An 18065-nucleotide genomic window follows, 5' to 3' on the forward strand; every position below is an offset into this window, starting at 1 on the left:
ATAAATGAGTACTACAATTAATCAAATCGTCAACGCCAATGTTTATATGGATGGCAACTCCTTATTGGGTAAAGCCAAAGAGTTCAAGTTGCCAGACATTGAATTCGAACAAATTGAACATAAAGGTTTGGGGCTTATTGGTACAATTAAATTGCCAGCTGGCATGAACGCCTTAGAAGGTGAGGTTACTTGGGATAGCTTTTATCCTGAAGTGCGCGCACGTGCTTATAATCCGTTTAAAAACGTGCAATTAATGGTGCGGTCCAACTTGCAGGTCTTCAGTTCGCGCGGCTTAGAGGCTGAAGTGCCAATGGTTACGGTGATGAATGTGAGTTTTAATAAAACCACAGGTGGTAGCCTAAAAAATAAAGAGGCAACCGAACATCAAGACAGTTTCCAAATCCATTCTATTAAGCAAATGGTGGATGGTAAAGAAATCTTGTTCTATGATGCGTTTGCTAATATCCTGCGCGTTAATGGCGAAGATGTATTGCGCAAATACCGCACCAATATTGGTCAGTAAATCTTTAAACTGGTTTAAAATCAATTTAACCGCAATTTAATTAAACTCCTTAGTGAAATCTAACAACCACTAAGGAGTTTTTTTATGTCTGAACTAACCAAAGAAATTAATCTCTATCGCAAAATTAAATTGCTTTTCCCTATTCGTGACGGCGAAGGCAAAGAAATTACTGAGTTGAATGTACGCCGAGCTAAAGTGCGCGACATCAAGCGAATGAACGAATTACAAGGTAGCGATGCGGACAAAGAAGTCTATATGCTGGCATTGCTTACAGGATTAGTCCCTGAAGATTTAGATGATTTGGATATTGCTGACTATGCCAATGTGCAAAAAGCCTTTGCCGAGATGCAAAAGGGAAAGTAACTAGTAGTCAGCTTGATGAAATGATTGCAGATGTGGCTTGGTGGTATGGTTGGAATGTCAGCGAAATTGAGCAAATGAGCTTAGCGGAGCTACAAACTTGGATGGAACAAGCCAACCGCCAAATTAAAGCAGGATATACAAAAGCCACGCTATGACGTGGCTTTTTTAGCTTTGTGTTTTTCGACTTGTTCGACAATCAAACCGAGCAAAATAAAAGCGCAGATAACTGCGGTGGTTTTGGTGAAATAGTAAAAGGCGAAACCGATAGCAGTAAGCAATAACCCAGCTGCTATTGTATAAGCAAACCATTCTGATGTGAGTTCTAATTGTCTTTTTGTTAGTATCGTTTCTAATAACGCGCCAACACAGCCAAAGACAATAAGACCTCCAATAATACTTGTGATAATTGGATAGAAATGAAAGGCAATCATCACTCCAATGAATAGGATGAGCAGCAAAATACAAGCGCCGATTAAGATAAGTACATCCTCAATGAACTCAAAAAGTGCTTTCAATATCATACTTTTTCTCCTCTACATTTAAAGGGAACTATAAATTATGTCGTCTAATTTAGCAATATCTTTAGTCATCGGAGCCTCTGTTGGTGGCGCGATTTCGGGCATCAGAAATGTGCGAAACAGTCTAAAGCTATTTCGAGATGATACACAAACTACGGGACAACGTATCGGAGCATTATTCAAAAATGCAGCATTAAGTACTGGCTCTCTTATTTCTTTGGGAACTGCTACCGCAAGCTCCATTCTTGCAGCAGCACAGCCCGCGATAAAATTTGAAAGCGCAATGGCAGATGTGAAAAAGGTTGTCAATTTTGATAGCCCAAAACAGTTTAAAGAAATGGGGCAAGATATTCTGCAATTAACGCGCACAATTCCGATGGCTGGCGAGGAAATAGCAGCGATTGTGGCAGCAGGAGGACAAGCTGGTATCGCTCGAGAATATTTGCTTGGTTATGCGCAGGACGCAGCCAAAATGGGTGTTGCTTTTGATATGGCAGCAGGCGATGCAGGGACGGCAATGGCAACAATGGCAAACGTACTCGGTAAGCCTATCAAGGAAATGGCACGTTTTGGCGATGTGATCAATCATTTATCAGACAACGCAAATGCTAAAGCAGCAGATATTGTGAATGTGATCGCTCGCGCAGGTTCGGATACAAGAATGTTGGGGTTATACCTTGCGCAAGTAAGACTAAATATTCATCTCGTAACTTTCTCGCCTGTTGTAGTGAAATTTCGGGATATTTGCCTAGACTTATTTCAGTTCGCTTTTTTGTGATAGGTTTACAATAGTTAAACCGCCATATCTTGCGACCTTTTGGGGTAACAACTAATTGCAAGCCGACTTTATCATAAAGACAGTTTTCAACTAACGCCCCATTTTCTAGTTTTGGTTTTGCCTTTGCTATTTGTGTATCAGTTAAAGATTTTCCACCCCTTGCCATGCCTTACCCCTCAAGCCTTGCCACGTTCTTTGTAGGATATTTTTAGTGATTTTTGATATTTAAAAGCTATCCTACAATATTATCCTACTAAATATCCTACAAAAATCCGCGATTGTAAATGTATAATTTGATAAGAACGCGAAAGAATAGAAAAGATAAATGCGCTATGAAGCCTTATGTATCAAGGGGTTTAGTGTAAGAGTTGGGAAGATTACGAAAGAGTAGAAAAGGCAATATGGTGCCAGTGGTCGGACTCGAACCGACACGCTTTTAAGGGCGGCGGATTTTGAATCCGCTACGTCTACCAATTTCGTCACACTGGCAAGTGTTGAAACTATTTTTCGAGCAGCATTATACAATGATGAAAAATAGTTTCAAGTATAAACTCTAAATAAAGAATTACTTGATTTAATTTTCATCAAGTCCTTCTTTTTTAGTGTGAAATTAAGTTATTTTTTCCGTTTTTTTCCTTTTTGTTTTCTTGTGTTTTTTGTTACTTGAGGATGACTGCTTTCTTTATAACCAATCGCAAAGCCTTGATCCCAACTTTTCTTCAATTCAGCAGACAATTGTGCAACAGTTGTTTTACAAAAATGGACTCTTTGTTCTAATTGTTGCTGTTTTTGTTGGTTGAAGGATTTACCCACGCGATATCCGTCTAAATACCAGTCATCAACATCTTTACATTGAGTCGTATTGATGCGTTTTGTCGCACTTCCATAAACACTGTAAGGTTTGAGGCTTTCATCTGCTGTTGATGAATAACTGCTACTACAGGCAGCTAACATAGAGAAAGACGCAGTAAAAATAACTATGTTTAATAATTTCATCGTAGATTTCCGATAGCAATAAAAAGGGCGCTATTTTACTAAATATTTTTTACTTTACGAATATTTTATTGCGGTTTATTTTATTCTTCATCTACAATGTCGATAAATTGCGCATTGAGTAAATGTGCTAAGTCATTGGGCGATAATTCAACGCTAAGTCCTCGTTTCCCACCGGATACAAAAATGTGTGAAAATTCCACCGCACTTTGATGAATAATTGTTTTCAGTTTTTTCTTTTGTCCTAATGGGCTGATGCCGCCGACTAAATATCCTGTACTTTTTTGTGCCATCTCTTTGTCTGCCATTTCAATTTTTTTAGCACCAATGGCTTTGGCGGCTTTCTTTAAGTTGAGCATATTAGCGGTGGGTAAGACAAAGCAAGCGAGCTTTTTTTGATCTCCATTTTCGGCGACTAATAAGGTCTTAAAAGATTGTGAGGGTGAGATACCTAATTTTTCCGCAGCTTCATCGCCAAAATGCGTATTATTAGGATCATGATCATAGCTATGTAATGTAAAAGGAATTTTGTGCTTTTTTAATAAATCTATTGCGGGTGTCATTTTATTTTTATCCTAAAAATCAGTAGAATAGGCGAGTTATTTTATAATGTCAGGATGAAAAAATGAATAAGTTAAATCTTCTTGTTGCAGCAGAATTTGAGCTATGTGAGAAAGTGGTTGAGTTTTTAGAGCAATCGCAGATTGCAGTTGAAAAGCTGTCGATTTGGGAAATTTATCCCTTTAGTGAGGAACAAGGAATTCGTTTTAATAATCGCGCAGTAGAACAATTATCTACTGAGGATCTGAATTGGTCGAATTATCAATATCTTTTATTTGCTGGTGATGTATCACAGGCTGCACAAATTGCGGATGCAGCGGAAGCGGGTGTTATCGTTATTGATATGAAAGCGATTTGTGCAAGTATTTCAGGTGTGCCTGTTGTTGTACCAAATGTGAATGATGAGCAGTTAGCTAACCTGTCACAACGTAATATAGTGTGTTTGCCAGATCCTCAAGTGAGTCAATTAGCTTTGGTTTTAGCGCAAACTCTTCAGCAAGCTGAGATCCATTCCGTCTTTGCCACTTCTTTATTACCTACTTCTTATACAAACAGTGAAACTGTTGAGAAATTAGCGGGGCAAACAGCTCGTTTGTTAAATGGTATTCCATTAGAGGATAATGAACCTCGCTTTGCTTTTGATGTTTTCCCTCATTCTATGGCGAGTTTAACCACACAATTTCAGAAAATATTTCCTTCTATTAATGTGGTTTTCCATAGTATTCAAGTGCCTGTATTTTATGGGTTAGCGCAAAAAGTGACATTAGTTTCGAACTATGGATTAGATACGGAAAACTTCATGCAAAATTGGCGTGAAAATGATTTTATTCAAGTTGAACAGGAAAAAATGACGCCAGTGTTAAATGGAGAAAGAGAAGCGCATGAGGAAAAAGTAAAATTGCATATTAGTGATTTAAGTGCGGTGGAAAATGGCGTAGAATTTTGGACCGTTGCTGATGATCAGCGTTTCAGCTTGGCATTTTTAACAGTGCAGTTATTAGAAAAAATGAGCTTATCGCCATCTGCTTATTAAGCAGGTTTTGATAGGAGCATTAGATTTGTCACAAAACTAAGGAAAAATTATGTTGGAAAAATTCTTTCAGCTAAAAGAAAAAGGGTCAAATGTAAAAACGGAAGTGATCGCTGGTATCACAACCTTTTTTACTATGGTCTATATTGTTTTTGTTAACCCTTCTATTTTGGGCGTGGCAGGCATGGATACACAAGTGGTATTTGTTACCACCTGTTTAATCGCCGCTTTTGGTACCATTGCGATGGGCTTATTTAGTAATTTACCTATCGCTTTAGCGCCAGCAATGGGGTTAAATGCGTTCTTCGCTTATGTCGTTGTATCTAAATTAGGCTATTCTTGGCAAGTGGGGATGGGCGCTATCTTCTTAGGATCGGTTGGCTTATTCTTGTTGACGGTATTACAAGTGCGCTACTGGTTTATGTCTGCCATTCCATTAGGATTGAGAGTGGGCATCGGTGCGGGTATTGGTTTATTTATCGCCTTGATTGGATTTAAAAATATGGGCTTAGTAGTCGCCAATCCTGCAACCTTGATGGCATTGGGTGACTTGCATGATCCTAAAGTATTAATGGGCGCTTTGGGCTTCTTTATTATTGTGGTATTAGCAGCCAAAGGAATTCATTCAGGTGTGTTAATTTCTATCGTCATTATCACCGCACTTGCATTGATGTTTGATCCTGCGGTGAGCTTTAATGGTGTGATGTCTATGCCACCAAGTCTTGACGCAGTTGTTGGTCAAGTGGATGTGATGGGGGCCCTTGATGTTGGCTTAGCAGGGATTATTTTCTCTTTCTTATTAGTCAACTTATTTGATTCATCCGGCACATTAATTGCGGTTACAACCAAAGCAGGTTTTGCTGATGAAAAAGGACGTTTTCCAAAAATGAAACAAGCCTTGTTGGTGGACAGTACTTCTGCAATGGTGGGGACATTTATGGGGACTTCGGCCATTAGTACCTATATTGAAAGTGGCTCTGGCGTATCTGTTGGTGGACGTACAGGATTAACTGCGGTCGTTGTTGGCGTACTTTTCTTGTTAACTATTTTCTTCTCGCCATTAGCGGGTCTTGTGCCGCCTTATGCAACGGCAGGTGCATTAGTGTTCGTAGGGATCTTAATGGCTTCTAGTTTAATTGAAGTGAAATGGGATGATTTAACAGAAGCGACACCTGCGTTTATCACAACAGTAATGATGCCATTTACCTATTCAATTACCGAAGGTATTGCATTTGGTTTTATGAGTTACTGCATTATGAAAGCCTTTAGCGGTAGAATTAAAGAAGTGAATGCTTCGGTATGGGTAGTCTCGATTTTATTCTTAATTAAATTTATTTGGGTTGGTTAATTCCTAGGAGAATGTTATGCAAAAGTTATTATTTATTTTTAATGAATCACCTTATGGTACAGAGAAAACCTTTAATGGTTTACGCTATGCTGTTAATTTATTGGAAGAATTTGGCAAAGAAGTGGAAGTGAAAGCCTTTTTCTTTTCTGATGCGGTGTTAGCTGGTCTAGCGGGTCAGAATCCAAATGATGGCTACAATGTGCAACAAACATTAGAAGTGTTAACAGGTTTAGGCGCTGAAGCAAAACTTTGCACAAGCTGTACTAAAGCACGCGGTATTACAAATTTACCTTTAGTTCAAGGTGTGTCTGTGGGGACTTTAGACGATGTTTCTGCTTGGACTTTATGGGCAGATAAAGTGATCAATTTCTAATTAAAAATACCTTCATAATATGATAGGCTAGCAATAATGATTGCTAGCCTTATTTATTTTCATTTATGTCAGAATTTGCGTCTTTAAATTATGTGACAACTCCCTTAATCCACACCTCATTAATTGAAGCTTCGGCTGGAACGGGTAAAACCTATACCATGGCTTCGTTGTATATTCGTTTATTATTACAGGCGGGTGAGAATAATTTTCCTCGAGCCTTAACGGTAAATGAAATTTTGGTGGTAACCTTTACTGAAGCTTCGACACAAGAATTAAAAGAACGAATTAGAGAACGTATCCATCTTTGCAAACAACAACTTGAGCAGTATTGTCAGCAACGAGCGCAAATAACAAAAGACAATAAAGAGCAAATGATAAAGGCGATTTTTGCTGATAATCAGCCTTTAATTGATTTGCTGGATTATATTGATGATCTTGATATTGCTATTCAACGTTTACGTTTAGCTGAACAAAATATAGATTTAGCTTCTATTTATACCATTCATGGCTTTTGCCGCCGCGTTTTAATGCAATATGCGTTCCATTCAGGTATTCATTTCGAATTAGAATTAACCAAAGACGAAAACCAATTATTGCAACAATTGAGCAATCAATTTTGGCGAGAGCAATTTTATCCAACTTCTTACTTATCCACTTATTTTATTCATCAATACTTACAATCGCCCTCAAAGATGTTGAGCAATGTGCAATCTTTTTTAAAAGGCGATTTACCAAAAGTCAGCATAAATGAACCGCACTTATTAACGCCTACGTTATCGGAATTTTTGACTACTTACCTTGATCCTGAATTACAAAAAATCATTGATTTAAAACAGATTTGGTTAGAAAAAGTAGAGGAAGTTACCGGTTTATTAAGAGAAGAATTATATAAAAGATATCGTTCAAAAGGGGATAATACACCGTCCCAATGGCGTTGGTTTGAATTGGCAATACGTAAGATTAATGAATGGGCAAATGATACTTATCAGATAAAATTACCAGAAGGTTTGACGAAATATTTTTCTCAACAACGATTTGATACATATGATTTAGTAGAAGGCGCAGAGCCACTATCTCATCCCGTATTTAGTTTGGTGGATGAAGTTCAGCAAATCAATTTTTCTCTATATAAAAATGTAGTACTTTATCATTACATTCAATGGCTAACAACGCGTTTAAATGAATATAAGCAAGATCATAAGGAAAAAAGTTTCGATGATTTGCTGCGTTTATTGCGTGATGCATTAATGTCAACGCAAGGTGATGAGCTTGCTCAGCGAATTCGTAGCCAATATCCTTTTGCAATGATCGATGAGTTTCAGGATACTGATAGTCGTCAATATCAAATTTTCAAGAAAATCTATCAACATCAATCAGATACTGGCTTTATCATGATTGGCGATCCTAAACAAGCCATTTATAAATTCCGCGGCGCTGATATTTTTACCTATTTAAATGCATCGAAGCAGGCAAAACGTTTCACATTAGAGCGTAATTATCGTTCTACTGAACCATTAGTGAGAGCCATCAATCATTTATTTAATTTTACGCCTAAGCCTTTTTTATATTCTGAAATTGAGTTCTTGCCTGTCGAGGCTTTTCGTTCACAGACAAGATTCTCATTTCAAGGCAAAAAGCAGCCAGCGATGATATTTCATATTGGTGATAGACAAAAAACATCAAAAAAGGGCGATATCACTTTACTTGGGACGGAAACCAAACAACTTTTTGCCGACACTTGCGCGAATTCCATTGCCGAATGGTTGCAAACCTCTTCTTGTGGGGAGCAAAGTGCGGTGGAAAATACAGCAGTTTTTGAGAAAGGCGAAAAAACGACTCCAGTTAAAGATAATGATATCGCAGTGTTAGTGCAAAGTTGGCATGAAGCAATGCTTATTAAACTGGCATTGGCAGATCGCGGTATTGCCTCGGTTTATTTGTCAGATCGTAGTAATGTTTTTGATACAGATGAAGCGCAAGAGCTGAGCTATATTCTTGCAGCTTGTTTAAATCCAACGAATATTTCCGCGATTTTAAATGCCCTTGCGACCAGTATTTTTGCTTTAACACAAAAAGAAATTCAACAAATTAAACTTGATGATCATTTGCTAGATCGTTGGGTTACGCGATTTGAATATTATCAAAAAAGTTGGTTGAACCAAGGTGTATTGGCGATGTTGTATCAACTCTTTTTGGCAAAAGATCAACATCAGCGCTGCATTTTAGACAAAATACGTTCAATGCAAGATGGTGAACGTCGAGTAACTGATCTCTTACATTTAGCTGAATTATTGCAACAAGCCGCGCCATTAAATGAAACGGAAGCGAGTTTATTACGTTGGTTTGAGTTACAAATTCAGAATCAAGAAGCGCGAGAAGATGAGCAACAACAGCGTTTAGAAAGTGAAAATGAACGCGTGAAAATCATCACCATTCATAAATCGAAAGGCTTGCAATATCCTTTAGTTTGGTTGCCTTTCTTAGCTTTTTCCAATCCACATAAAAGCGATTTTGCTACTTATTATGATGCAACAACTGAACAGCGGTACTGGAATATAGATGGTACTCAAAATGAACTTAGCTTGGATGAAGAGAAGGCGGAGAAAATTCGTTTGCTCTATGTGGCATTAACGCGAGCGGAAGAGCAGGTAAATATTACGTTGCCAACGTTCTTTAGCGAAAAGTGGTCTTCTATTTGGTATGTGTTAAGTCGAGGGAAAATTGAGCCAGATCAGGTAGATAATACTTTGGAACTACTTAACTCATTGACACAAAATGGGCTAGACGTTGTGGTTAAAGAAATAGAAGAACAACAGTTTACATATATTGAGTATCAATCCATCGAAGCAACGGAAAAATTACAAGCTGCAACTTTTACAGGTAATATTGAGATGAACTGGCAATTGTCCAGTTTTACTGGATTGATCCGAAATCATGAAAATAATTTGCACAAGCAGCAATCACAAAGTGCGGTGCAAAATTTAGCTGTTTTTGATCTTGCCAAAGATCAGGATCAAACTTTGATACCATTAAAAAATGAAGCCAATCTTTTAGATAGAGAAGACGGTTGGGAAGATTATCCTGAACAATACCGTCCCGTTGATTTTCCACAAGGCAGCTATGTGGGCACATTGCTACATCATTTCTTAGAAAAACAGCCTTTTAATCAAGCGATTAATGCAGAAAATATCGCTAAGCTCTGCCAGCAATTGCAATTAGATGAAAATTGGCAAGCACCATTACATCAATGGATTGAACAGATTTTACATACGCCATTATTGGCTGATAATGATCTCAGCCTAGCGCAATTGCAGCCAAAACATTGCTTAAAAGAAATGCAATTCTACTTTAATTTACACCGCACTTTTAAGGCTGAAACGTTCAATCGCATATTGAAACAGCACCATAAATTAGCCAGCCAACCGCTAAATATTGATGATATTCAAGGCATGCTGCGAGGCTTTATTGATTTAGTATTTGAACATCAGGGCAAATATTACATTGTGGATTACAAATCCAACTTTTTGGGCAAGAATAAACAAGCTTATCATCGCGATGAGTTAAATAAGGTGATGGAAAATCATCATTATGATATTCAATATTTGCTTTATTGCTTAGCATTAAATCGCTATTTAGGTTCTCGTTTGCCTGATTACCAATATGAAACCCATTTTGGTGGCGTCATTTATACGTTTTTACGTGGAATGAATGGACAGAATACTGACTATGGCCTCTTTTTTGATCGCCCAAGTTATCAGCTCATCAATGAATTAGAGGGATTATTCAATGCTTAAACTTTTAGAAGAACTTTGCCAACAGCAGCGAATTAGCCGAGCTGATTATTATTTCGCAAAATTTATTGCAGAGAAACAAAAGGGTTTTGATTATCCTAAGGAAACGCAAGATCTCGCCATTTTATTAGCTGCACTTTGCCAATATAGTTTATCGCAGGGCAATACCTGTTTATTTTTAGATAAAGATCTGCAACGTAATTATTTCGGATTGGGATTTGCCAAATTAGACGTGGATTATATGGCAGAAATTGAGCAGAAAATAGGACATCTTCCCATGTCTGAATGGGCAAATAGCTTGCAAGATCATATTGCTTTTAGTTGTGCGCCTTTGGATAAAATTGCTCCTTTGGTTTTTCAGCATAATGCATTGTATTTTTATCGCAGTTGGCAAGATGAATATCGTTTAGCTGATTTTATTAAAAGTGCGGTGAAAAAAGAGCAAGTTTTCTTTAATGAAGAACAGGTTAAAACGATTTTACAGCGTTATTTTGCGCCTGTAAGTGAACAAACTAACTGGCAAAAAATAGCGGTCGCCATTGCTCTGCGCCAATCTTTTTGTTTGATTTCAGGCGGACCAGGAACCGGCAAAACCTATACGGTTGCTCGTTTATTATTAGCGTTACAAGAATTACATAATGGTCAATTGAAAATTGGTTTGGCGGCACCAACAGGGAAAGCAGCTACCCGATTAGATGAAAGTATTGCAAAAGAATTTGCAAGTCAGGCGCTTAAAAAGGCTATTTCTGAGTTAAAACATAATCTGACAATTACTCAAGCACAAACCTTGCATAAAATGCTTGGTGTTCGACCTTTTAGCGAGCAACCGCTTTACAATGCAAATCATCCTTTGCCTTATGATGTATTGATTGTGGATGAAGCTTCTATGATCGATTTATCTATGATGGACAAGCTGCGTGCAGCATTATCAGCAAATTGCAAATTGATTTTATTAGGCGATAAAGATCAGCTGGCTTCGGTGGAGGCAGGAGCAATTTTGGGTGAGCTAGGGCAATTTATGGGGATGTATTATGATGAACAGCGTCAAAAAATGATAGGTTGCTATGGATATGAATTCACCGAATATCTCACTTCTGTGACTGATGAAAATTTGCAAAGCAGTTCACAACCTCTTCACCCTTTAGCCAATTGTTTATGTTATTTACCCGATAGCCGCCGTTTTAGCCAAGATTCAGGTATCGGACAATTAGCGACTGCGATTAATCGAAAAGATAAACAAGCGGGAGAATTGAGTTGGTCTATTCTGCAACAACAATTTAACAAAGGGCGAGTGGATATTGAATGTTATCCATCACAAGAGACGGAATCAGCAAACTATGTGCAGCATTGTGTAAGCCAAATCACACAAAGTGCGGTGCAAAAATATCAAGATTATTTATTGTTCTTAACCGAAAATCCGAATAGAACAGATGAAGCATTTTTACAACAATTATTCAAAAAATTTAATTCGATCCGTTTTTTAACCGCACTTCGTGAAGGGCATTTCGGCGTTGAGCAATTAAATAAGCAGATCGCCGAACAGTTAAAAAATGCGGGATTGGTGTCTTTTCAATATGAACGTGATTGGTATATTGGTAAACCTATTATGATTACGCGAAATGATCATAATACGGGATTATCAAATGGCGATATTGGTTTGTATATTGGTAAAAATCAACTTTGTTTCGATACAAGCAAAGGCTATCGATTAATTTCGCGTAGCCGTATTCCTACTCAATATGAAACAGCATTTGCGATGACGGTGCATAAATCGCAGGGGTCTGAATTTGAGCATACGATTTTAGTATTGCCACCCGAAATGAATCCTGTATTGAGTAAAGAATTGGTTTACACCGCAGTAACCAGAGCAAAAGAGCAGTTTACGGTTTTCTGTACAGAAGCGGTTTGGAAAAGTGCGGTGCAAAAAAATACCAAACGACAAAGTGGCTTAAGATTTGTTATAGATCAATAAATTGCGATAAAAATCCGTAAAAAATAAGAAAAATTTGCGTTAGCTCAACATCTATTTGTTAAATTTATTTTACAATTTGCCTGTTTTATATTCGAGGAAATAAATTATGAGCTGTTTTTTTGTCGCTGGCACAGATACGAATGTGGGGAAAACCGTTGCTAGCCGAGCAATTATTCAAGCCTTACAAGCGGCAGATGTGCAAATTGTGGGATATAAACCTATCGCTTGTGCACAAGAAGGCGATGAAACGCCTGATTTTGTTCAGCAAGAAAGCGATTATGGGGAACAAAATAATTCAGATGTATTAACCTTAATTGATGCAACCAACCAAAAAGTGAGCTATCAAGATATTAATAGCTATACTTTTGCGCATACTATTCCGCTCTTTACTGATGAAGGTGAGCGAATTCAAATTGAGAAATTGGATAAAGATCTCTCTCGTTTGAACAATAAATATCAAACTGTATTAGTTGAAGGCTGTTTTGGTTGGCTTTCGCCGATTAATAAACATTTTAGTTTTGCGGATTGGGCGAAAAAACAACAAATGCCAATTGTGTTGGTGGTAGGGATTAAAGAAGGTTGTATTAATCATTCTTTATTAACTGTGCAATCTATTATGAATTCGGGATTACCATTATTGGGGTGGGTAGCGAATCGCATTAATCCAGGATTGGCACATTATGCAGAAATTATTGATATTCTCACTGAGAAAATTGATGCGCCATTACTCGGTGAAATCCCTTATTTATATAAACCAGAAACACAGGAAATTGGTAAATTCATTACAAATATTGATCGTTTGACTTATATGAAAACGGAGTTGGTCAAATAATTAATTTTCTATTTGAAAAGGGGCTTTTGCCCCTTTATTTTTGAATTTTTTTTAAAGTGCGGTCAAAAATTCAGTTTTTATGAGAAATTGCGTGATTTTTTAATGAGTTAATATTATCATTATGGCAATTTTGAACGATAAATCTTGAGGTTAAGAAGGATAGTATGCAAGACCTGAAACAGATTACAGAACAGGCGAAAGCAGTGTTAGATGAGCTTCATCATCAAGGATTAGAAGCTTTAGAAAATTTCCGAGTAGAATATTTCGGTAAAAAAGGGCATTTTACTCAATTAATGCAAGGGCTACGTGATGTGCCTGCAGATGAACGTCCAGCTGTTGGTGCAAAAATTAATGAAGCAAAACAAGCTGTATTGGATATTTTAAATCTAAAAAAAGAACAGTTAGAGCAGGCAGCATTAAATGCGCAATTAGAAAAAGAACGTATTGATGTTTCGTTGCCGGGTCGCAAAGTAGAAACGGGTGGGTTGCATCCTGTTTCTATTACTATTGAGCGAGTTACAAAGTTCTTTTCTGAATTGGGTTTTTCAGTAGAAAGTGGTCCAGAAATTGAAAGTGACTATTATAACTTTGATGCGTTGAATATTCCTAAACATCACCCTGCGCGCGCTGATCATGACACATTCTGGTTTAACCCTGAGTTGTTATTACGTACTCAAACTTCAGGTGTGCAAATTCGTACCATGGAAAAAATGCAGCCGCCAATTCGTATTATGGCTCCGGGACGTGTTTATCGTAACGACTACGACCAAACACACACACCAATGTTCCACCAAATTGAATTACTTTATGTAGATAAAAAAGCCAACTTTACTGAGTTAAAAGGGTTGTTGCATGATTTCTTACGCGCTTTCTTTGAAGAAGATTTACAAGTGCGTTTCCGTCCATCTTATTTCCCATTTACAGAACCATCTGCTGAAGTGGATGTAATGGGCAAAAATGGCAAATGGTTGGAAGTGTTAGGCTGTGGTATGGTTCATCCTAATGTACTTCGTAATGTAGGTATTGATCCAAATGAATACTCTGGATTTGCCGTAGGTATGGGGGTTGAGCGTTTAACCATGTTGCGCTACAACGTCACAGATTTACGTTCTTTCTTTGAAAATGACTTACGCTTCTTAAAACAGTTTAAATAGGAGATAGGATAATGAAAAAATTAATGGCAATGGGATTGGTGTTTTTCTCTGCAGTGGCATTGGCGAATGAACAAAAAAACGAAATTCAAAATGCGATTGAAGCTAAAAAACCTTTAGCAGTCTTACAGATCTTTGATACTTCTGGTAAACAACGAAAATTATTGGAAGGCAATGCACTTTCTCGTTCTAAGATGAGAGAATTATGTGTTGTTGTTGGCAATGTCGAAATTAAAGAACAAAATACGTTTCATCAGTTTTTTAAAGCACCTAATGCAATGGAGCTGAATATTAAAGGACAAGCTAATATCCAATCTTCTGAAGATAAAAAAGAACATTTAGTGAGCTTCACTATTCCAAAAAATGCAATTCAAAATAATGCTGTTCACCAATGCTGGATTTTCGATAAAAAAGATCCAATTGGAAATTACACATTGGAAGTGCAATTTAATGACACCGTATTTAAGGGATTATCATTTAGAGTTTTAAAATAGAGAGAGTATAGATGAAATTTAGTGAATTATGGGTTCGTGAGTGGACGAATCCTGCTGTAAATACGGATCAATTATGTGACCAAATCACCATGCTTGGTTTAGAAGTAGATGGTGTGGAAAAAGTAGCAGGTGATTTTTCAGGCGTTGTGATTGGTGAAGTAGTGGAATGTGCACAACATCCAGATGCGGATAAATTACGCGTGACCAAAGTGAATGTGGGTAGTGATCGTTTATTAGATATCGTATGTGGTGCGCCAAATTGCCGTCAAGGTTTAAAAGTAGCTTGTGCAACAGAAGGTGCTTTATTACCTGGCGATTTCAAAATCAAGAAAACCAAATTACGTGGTCAACCTTCAGAAGGAATGCTTTGTTCTTTCACTGAGTTAGGTATTTCAGTTGAGTCAAATGGCATTATTGAATTACCACAAGACGCGCCCGTAGGTGTTAACCTAAGAGAATATTTACAACTAGATGATAACTGCATTGAGATTAGCTTAACCCCGAATAGAGCCGATTGTTTAAGTATTGCGGGTATTGCTCGTGAAGTAGGCGTTGTGAATAAATCTACTGTAAATGCACCGCAGTTTGAAGCGGCAAAAGTAACAATTGCTGATAAGGTTGCAATGCAAGTAGATGCGCCAGAAGCTTGCCCTCGCTATTTATTGCGTGTTGTGAAAAATGTAAATGTACAAGCTCAATCGCCAATGTGGTTACAAGAGAAATTGCGCCGTTGCGGTATTCGTTCCATTGATCCTGTAGTGGATGTCACTAACTATATTTTGTTGGAATTAGGTCAACCAATGCACGCATTTGATATGGCGAAAGTGGCTCAACCAGTGCAAGTACGTATGGCTAAAACAGGGGAAGAACTTGTATTATTAGATGGTTCAACGGCTAAATTAAAAGAAAATACTCTTGTGATTGCGGACCAAAAAGGTCCTTTAGCAATGGCTGGTATTTTTGGTGGTGAAGCCAGTGGCGTTAATGCAGAAACTAAAGATGTTATTTTAGAAGCTGCATTCTTTGCACCTTTAGCTATCGCTGGTAGAGCAAGACAATATGGCTTACATACAGATTCTTCTCATCGTTTTGAGCGTGGTGTGGATTTTGAGTTACAACGTCACGCCATGGAACGTGCGACAGCATTACTCATCGATATTTGTGGTGGTGAAGCTGGTGAGATCTGTGAAGCAGTGAGTGAAGCGGATTTACCAAAATTAAATCAAGTACAATTGCGTCGTAGCAAATTAGATGCACTACTTGGTCATCATATTGAAACTGAGACAGTGACTGAGATATTCCAACGTTTAGGTTTAGAAGTAAGCTATGCCGATGATGTTTGGACGGTAACTTCAGCAAGCTGGCGTTTTGATATTGAAATTGAAGAAGATCTCATCGAAGAAGTGGCTCGCATTTATGGTTATAACAGTATTCCAAACAATGCTCCTTTAGCGCATTTAAGAATGAGAGAGCATAAAGAAGCGGATTTAGATTTAGCACGAATTAAGACCGCACTTGTGGACGCGGATTACCAAGAAGCCATTACTTATAGCTTTGTGGATCCAAAAGTACAGAATCTATTACATCCACAACAAGAAGCATTGATTTTACCTAACCCAATTTCTGTAGAAATGTCAGCAATGCGTTTGTCTCTATTAAGTGGTTTGTTAGGTGCGGTACAATATAACCAAAATCGTCAGCAAACGCGCGTTCGTTTATTTGAAACAGGATTACGCTTTATTCCAGATCAAAGTGCTGAATTTGGTGTGCGTCAAGAATTAGTGTTATCTGCAGTGATTACGGGCAGTAAAAAAGCGGAACATTGGACAGGTAAAGCGGAATCTGTTGATTTCTTTGATTTAAAAGGCGATTTAGAGAGTATCTTATCGTTAACAGCAACAGGCAATGTGGTGAAATTTGTTGCAAAATCTTACCCAGCCTTACATCCAGGACAATCAGCCGCTATTATGCTTAATGGCGAAGAAATTGGTTTTATCGGCACGCTTCATCCAAAAGTAAGCCAACAACTTGGTTTAAATGGCAAAGTTGTGGTGTTTGAAATTCTTTGGAATAAGATTGCGAATCGTTCTGTGGTTCAGGCGAAAGAAATTTCACGTTTCCCTGCTAACCGCCGCGATTTAGCTTTAGTTGTCGCAGAAAACGTGGCAGCCGGCGATATTATTGATAGCTGTAAAGCTGTTGCAGGCAAGACATTAACCCAAGTGAATTTATTTGATGTTTATCAAGGTCAAGGTGTACCTGAAGGTCATAAGAGCTTAGCGATTAGCTTAACTATTCAAGACACTGAAAAAACCTTGGAAGAAGAGGATATTAATGCGGTAATTTCTGTTGTATTAGCCGAATTAAAACAACGTTTTAATGCATACTTGAGAGATTAATTATGACTTTAACAAAAGTAGAAATTGCAGAAAATCTGATCGTCAAACATGGTTTAACGAAGATGGAAGCAAAAGAGTTAGTTGAAAACTTTTTTGAAGAAATTAGAGGTTTTCTAGAGCGTGGAGAAGATATTAAATTATCTGGCTTTGGTAATTTTGAATTACGCGATAAAGCAACACGCCCAGGACGAAATCCTAAAACAGGAGAAAGCGTACCGGTTTCCGCGCGTCGTGTTGTTGTGTTTCGACCAGGACAAAAATTGCGTTCTCGTGTAGAAAAGGCTAAACCAAAAGATTAAAGTCATTAAAAAAGCTATCAATTTAGGTAGCTTTTTTGACGATTTATAACGGAAATAAAATGCATTATTTTAAAAAATTAAAAGCATTTGCTTTGTTTTTTCCCTTTATTCTTGCGGGTTGCTCCTCTTCTAATCATGTACTAAATCGTTCTGAATATGACGGTATAAATTACAAAGGGCAGCTAGATGATCCCATTATGGTTATTACCCTGTTAAGTGAACAACAGCGTGAATGGGCTGGTTCGCCTTATATGCTGGGTGGTAATACAAAAGCTGGGGTGGATTGCTCTGGTTTTACCCGAACGACCTTTATGGATCGTTTTAATATTCATTTACCTCGTACAACAACAGAACAAGCAACTTATGGCAAAAAAGTGCCTCGTTCTCAAATACAAACTGGGGATTTAGTGTTTTTCAAAACGGGCAGAGGACCTAATGGCTACCATGTAGGCATTTATGTTAAAGAGGATAAATTCTTACACGCTTCCACTAAAGGCGGTGTGATTTATTCTTCTTTAAATAGTCCCTATTGGACCAAAACCTTTTGGCAAGTGCGCCGAATTTAATGCTCAAAAGTGCGGTAATTTCCACCGCACTTTTTTAATTCCTATTGCAACTTCGCAGTAAAAGACCTATCCTA

General features: G+C 37.7%; 18 protein-coding genes, 1 tRNA gene and 1 pseudogene. 15 read left to right on the forward strand and 5 right to left on the reverse strand.

The window, feature by feature from the left end:
- Positions 1-4: 4 nt before the first annotated feature.
- From ACUXZ4_RS06450 to ACUXZ4_RS06460, 3 genes are all read left to right on the forward strand, one after another.
- On the forward strand, positions 5-523 hold the full coding sequence (locus ACUXZ4_RS06450; protein WP_464972402.1) for a phage major tail tube protein: 519 nt from the start codon (positions 5-7) through the stop codon (positions 521-523).
- An 84-nt stretch (positions 524-607) separates the two neighbouring features.
- Positions 608-886: a phage tail assembly protein gene (locus ACUXZ4_RS06455; protein ID WP_464972296.1), complete on the forward strand. Its 279-nt coding sequence runs from the start codon at positions 608-610 to the stop codon at positions 884-886.
- Positions 887-906: 20 nt separating this feature from the next.
- On the forward strand, positions 907-1041 hold the full coding sequence (locus ACUXZ4_RS06460) for a GpE family phage tail protein (RefSeq protein ID WP_464972295.1): 135 nt from the start codon (positions 907-909) through the stop codon (positions 1039-1041).
- Here ACUXZ4_RS06460 and ACUXZ4_RS06465 read toward each other — a convergent pair.
- Positions 1036-1407 (reverse strand): hypothetical protein, encoded by a 372-nt coding sequence (locus tag ACUXZ4_RS06465; protein ID WP_464972403.1) that lies wholly within the window; start codon positions 1405-1407, stop codon positions 1036-1038. The genes ACUXZ4_RS06460 and ACUXZ4_RS06465 overlap by 6 nt on opposite strands.
- Positions 1408-1687: 280 nt before the next feature.
- On the opposite strand from ACUXZ4_RS06465, the gene ACUXZ4_RS06470 reads away from it, so the two are divergent.
- A complete protein-coding gene (locus ACUXZ4_RS06470; RefSeq protein WP_464974003.1) occupies positions 1688-2182 on the forward strand; it encodes a phage tail tape measure protein in 495 nt (164 codons plus the stop codon).
- Here the strand turns inward: ACUXZ4_RS06470 and ACUXZ4_RS06475 are convergent.
- The 4 genes and pseudogenes from ACUXZ4_RS06475 to ybaK all read right to left on the reverse strand — a co-directional run.
- Positions 2130-2348 (reverse strand): annotated as a pseudogene (locus ACUXZ4_RS06475) (integrase arm-type DNA-binding domain-containing protein); the annotation flags it as partial. The gene ACUXZ4_RS06470 and the pseudogene ACUXZ4_RS06475 sit on opposite strands and share 53 nt — an antisense overlap.
- A 236-nt stretch (positions 2349-2584) precedes the next feature.
- Positions 2585-2671: transfer RNA gene (locus tag ACUXZ4_RS06480), tRNA-Leu, on the reverse strand.
- 126 nt (positions 2672-2797) lie between these two features.
- On the reverse strand, positions 2798-3178 hold the full coding sequence (locus ACUXZ4_RS06485; RefSeq protein WP_464972404.1) for a hypothetical protein: 381 nt from the start codon (positions 3176-3178) through the stop codon (positions 2798-2800).
- An 80-nt stretch (positions 3179-3258) separates the two neighbouring features.
- A complete protein-coding gene (ybaK, locus tag ACUXZ4_RS06490) occupies positions 3259-3738 on the reverse strand; it encodes a Cys-tRNA(Pro) deacylase (protein WP_464972405.1) in 480 nt (159 codons plus the stop codon).
- A gap of 62 nt (positions 3739-3800) precedes the next feature.
- Between ybaK and ACUXZ4_RS06495 the strand changes: the two genes are divergently transcribed.
- The 11 genes from ACUXZ4_RS06495 to ACUXZ4_RS06545 all read left to right on the forward strand — a co-directional run bounded on the left by ACUXZ4_RS06495 (position 3801) and on the right by ACUXZ4_RS06545 (position 17991).
- Complete coding sequence (locus ACUXZ4_RS06495) at positions 3801-4769, forward strand: oxidoreductase (protein ID WP_464972406.1); 969 nt, start codon at positions 3801-3803, stop codon at positions 4767-4769.
- A 49-nt stretch (positions 4770-4818) separates the two neighbouring features.
- Complete coding sequence (locus ACUXZ4_RS06500; protein ID WP_464972407.1) at positions 4819-6114, forward strand: NCS2 family permease; 1296 nt, start codon at positions 4819-4821, stop codon at positions 6112-6114.
- Between the two features lie 16 nt (positions 6115-6130).
- Entirely contained in the window at positions 6131-6487 is a 357-nt protein-coding gene (locus ACUXZ4_RS06505; protein ID WP_464972408.1) for a DsrE/DsrF/TusD sulfur relay family protein, read from the forward strand.
- Positions 6488-6552: 65 nt separating this feature from the next.
- The gene (gene recB, locus ACUXZ4_RS06510; protein WP_464972409.1) at positions 6553-10281 is read left to right on the forward strand and encodes an exodeoxyribonuclease V subunit beta; all 3729 of its coding nucleotides are present in this window, start codon (positions 6553-6555) and stop codon (positions 10279-10281) included.
- Positions 10274-12250: an exodeoxyribonuclease V subunit alpha gene (gene recD, locus ACUXZ4_RS06515; protein WP_464972410.1), complete on the forward strand. Its 1977-nt coding sequence runs from the start codon at positions 10274-10276 to the stop codon at positions 12248-12250. Before recB ends, recD begins: the two co-directional genes overlap by 8 nt.
- Positions 12251-12356: 106 nt before the next feature.
- Complete coding sequence (bioD, locus tag ACUXZ4_RS06520) at positions 12357-13082, forward strand: dethiobiotin synthase (RefSeq protein WP_464972411.1); 726 nt, start codon at positions 12357-12359, stop codon at positions 13080-13082.
- 164 nt (positions 13083-13246) lie between these two features.
- Positions 13247-14236 (forward strand): phenylalanine--tRNA ligase subunit alpha, encoded by a 990-nt coding sequence (gene pheS, locus ACUXZ4_RS06525; RefSeq protein ID WP_464972412.1) that lies wholly within the window; start codon positions 13247-13249, stop codon positions 14234-14236.
- 11 nt (positions 14237-14247) lie between these two features.
- Positions 14248-14727 (forward strand): hypothetical protein, encoded by a 480-nt coding sequence (locus ACUXZ4_RS06530; protein WP_464972413.1) that lies wholly within the window; start codon positions 14248-14250, stop codon positions 14725-14727.
- 11 nt (positions 14728-14738) lie between these two features.
- A complete protein-coding gene (gene pheT, locus ACUXZ4_RS06535) occupies positions 14739-17126 on the forward strand; it encodes a phenylalanine--tRNA ligase subunit beta (RefSeq protein ID WP_464972414.1) in 2388 nt (795 codons plus the stop codon).
- Between the two features lie 2 nt (positions 17127-17128).
- Entirely contained in the window at positions 17129-17425 is a 297-nt protein-coding gene (locus ACUXZ4_RS06540) for an integration host factor subunit alpha (protein WP_464972415.1), read from the forward strand.
- Between the two features lie 59 nt (positions 17426-17484).
- The gene (locus tag ACUXZ4_RS06545; protein ID WP_464972416.1) at positions 17485-17991 is read left to right on the forward strand and encodes an NlpC/P60 family protein; all 507 of its coding nucleotides are present in this window, start codon (positions 17485-17487) and stop codon (positions 17989-17991) included.
- The last annotated feature ends 74 nt before the right edge of the window (positions 17992-18065 follow it).

The sequence above is a fragment of the Reella acinonychis genome (assembly GCF_052828705.1).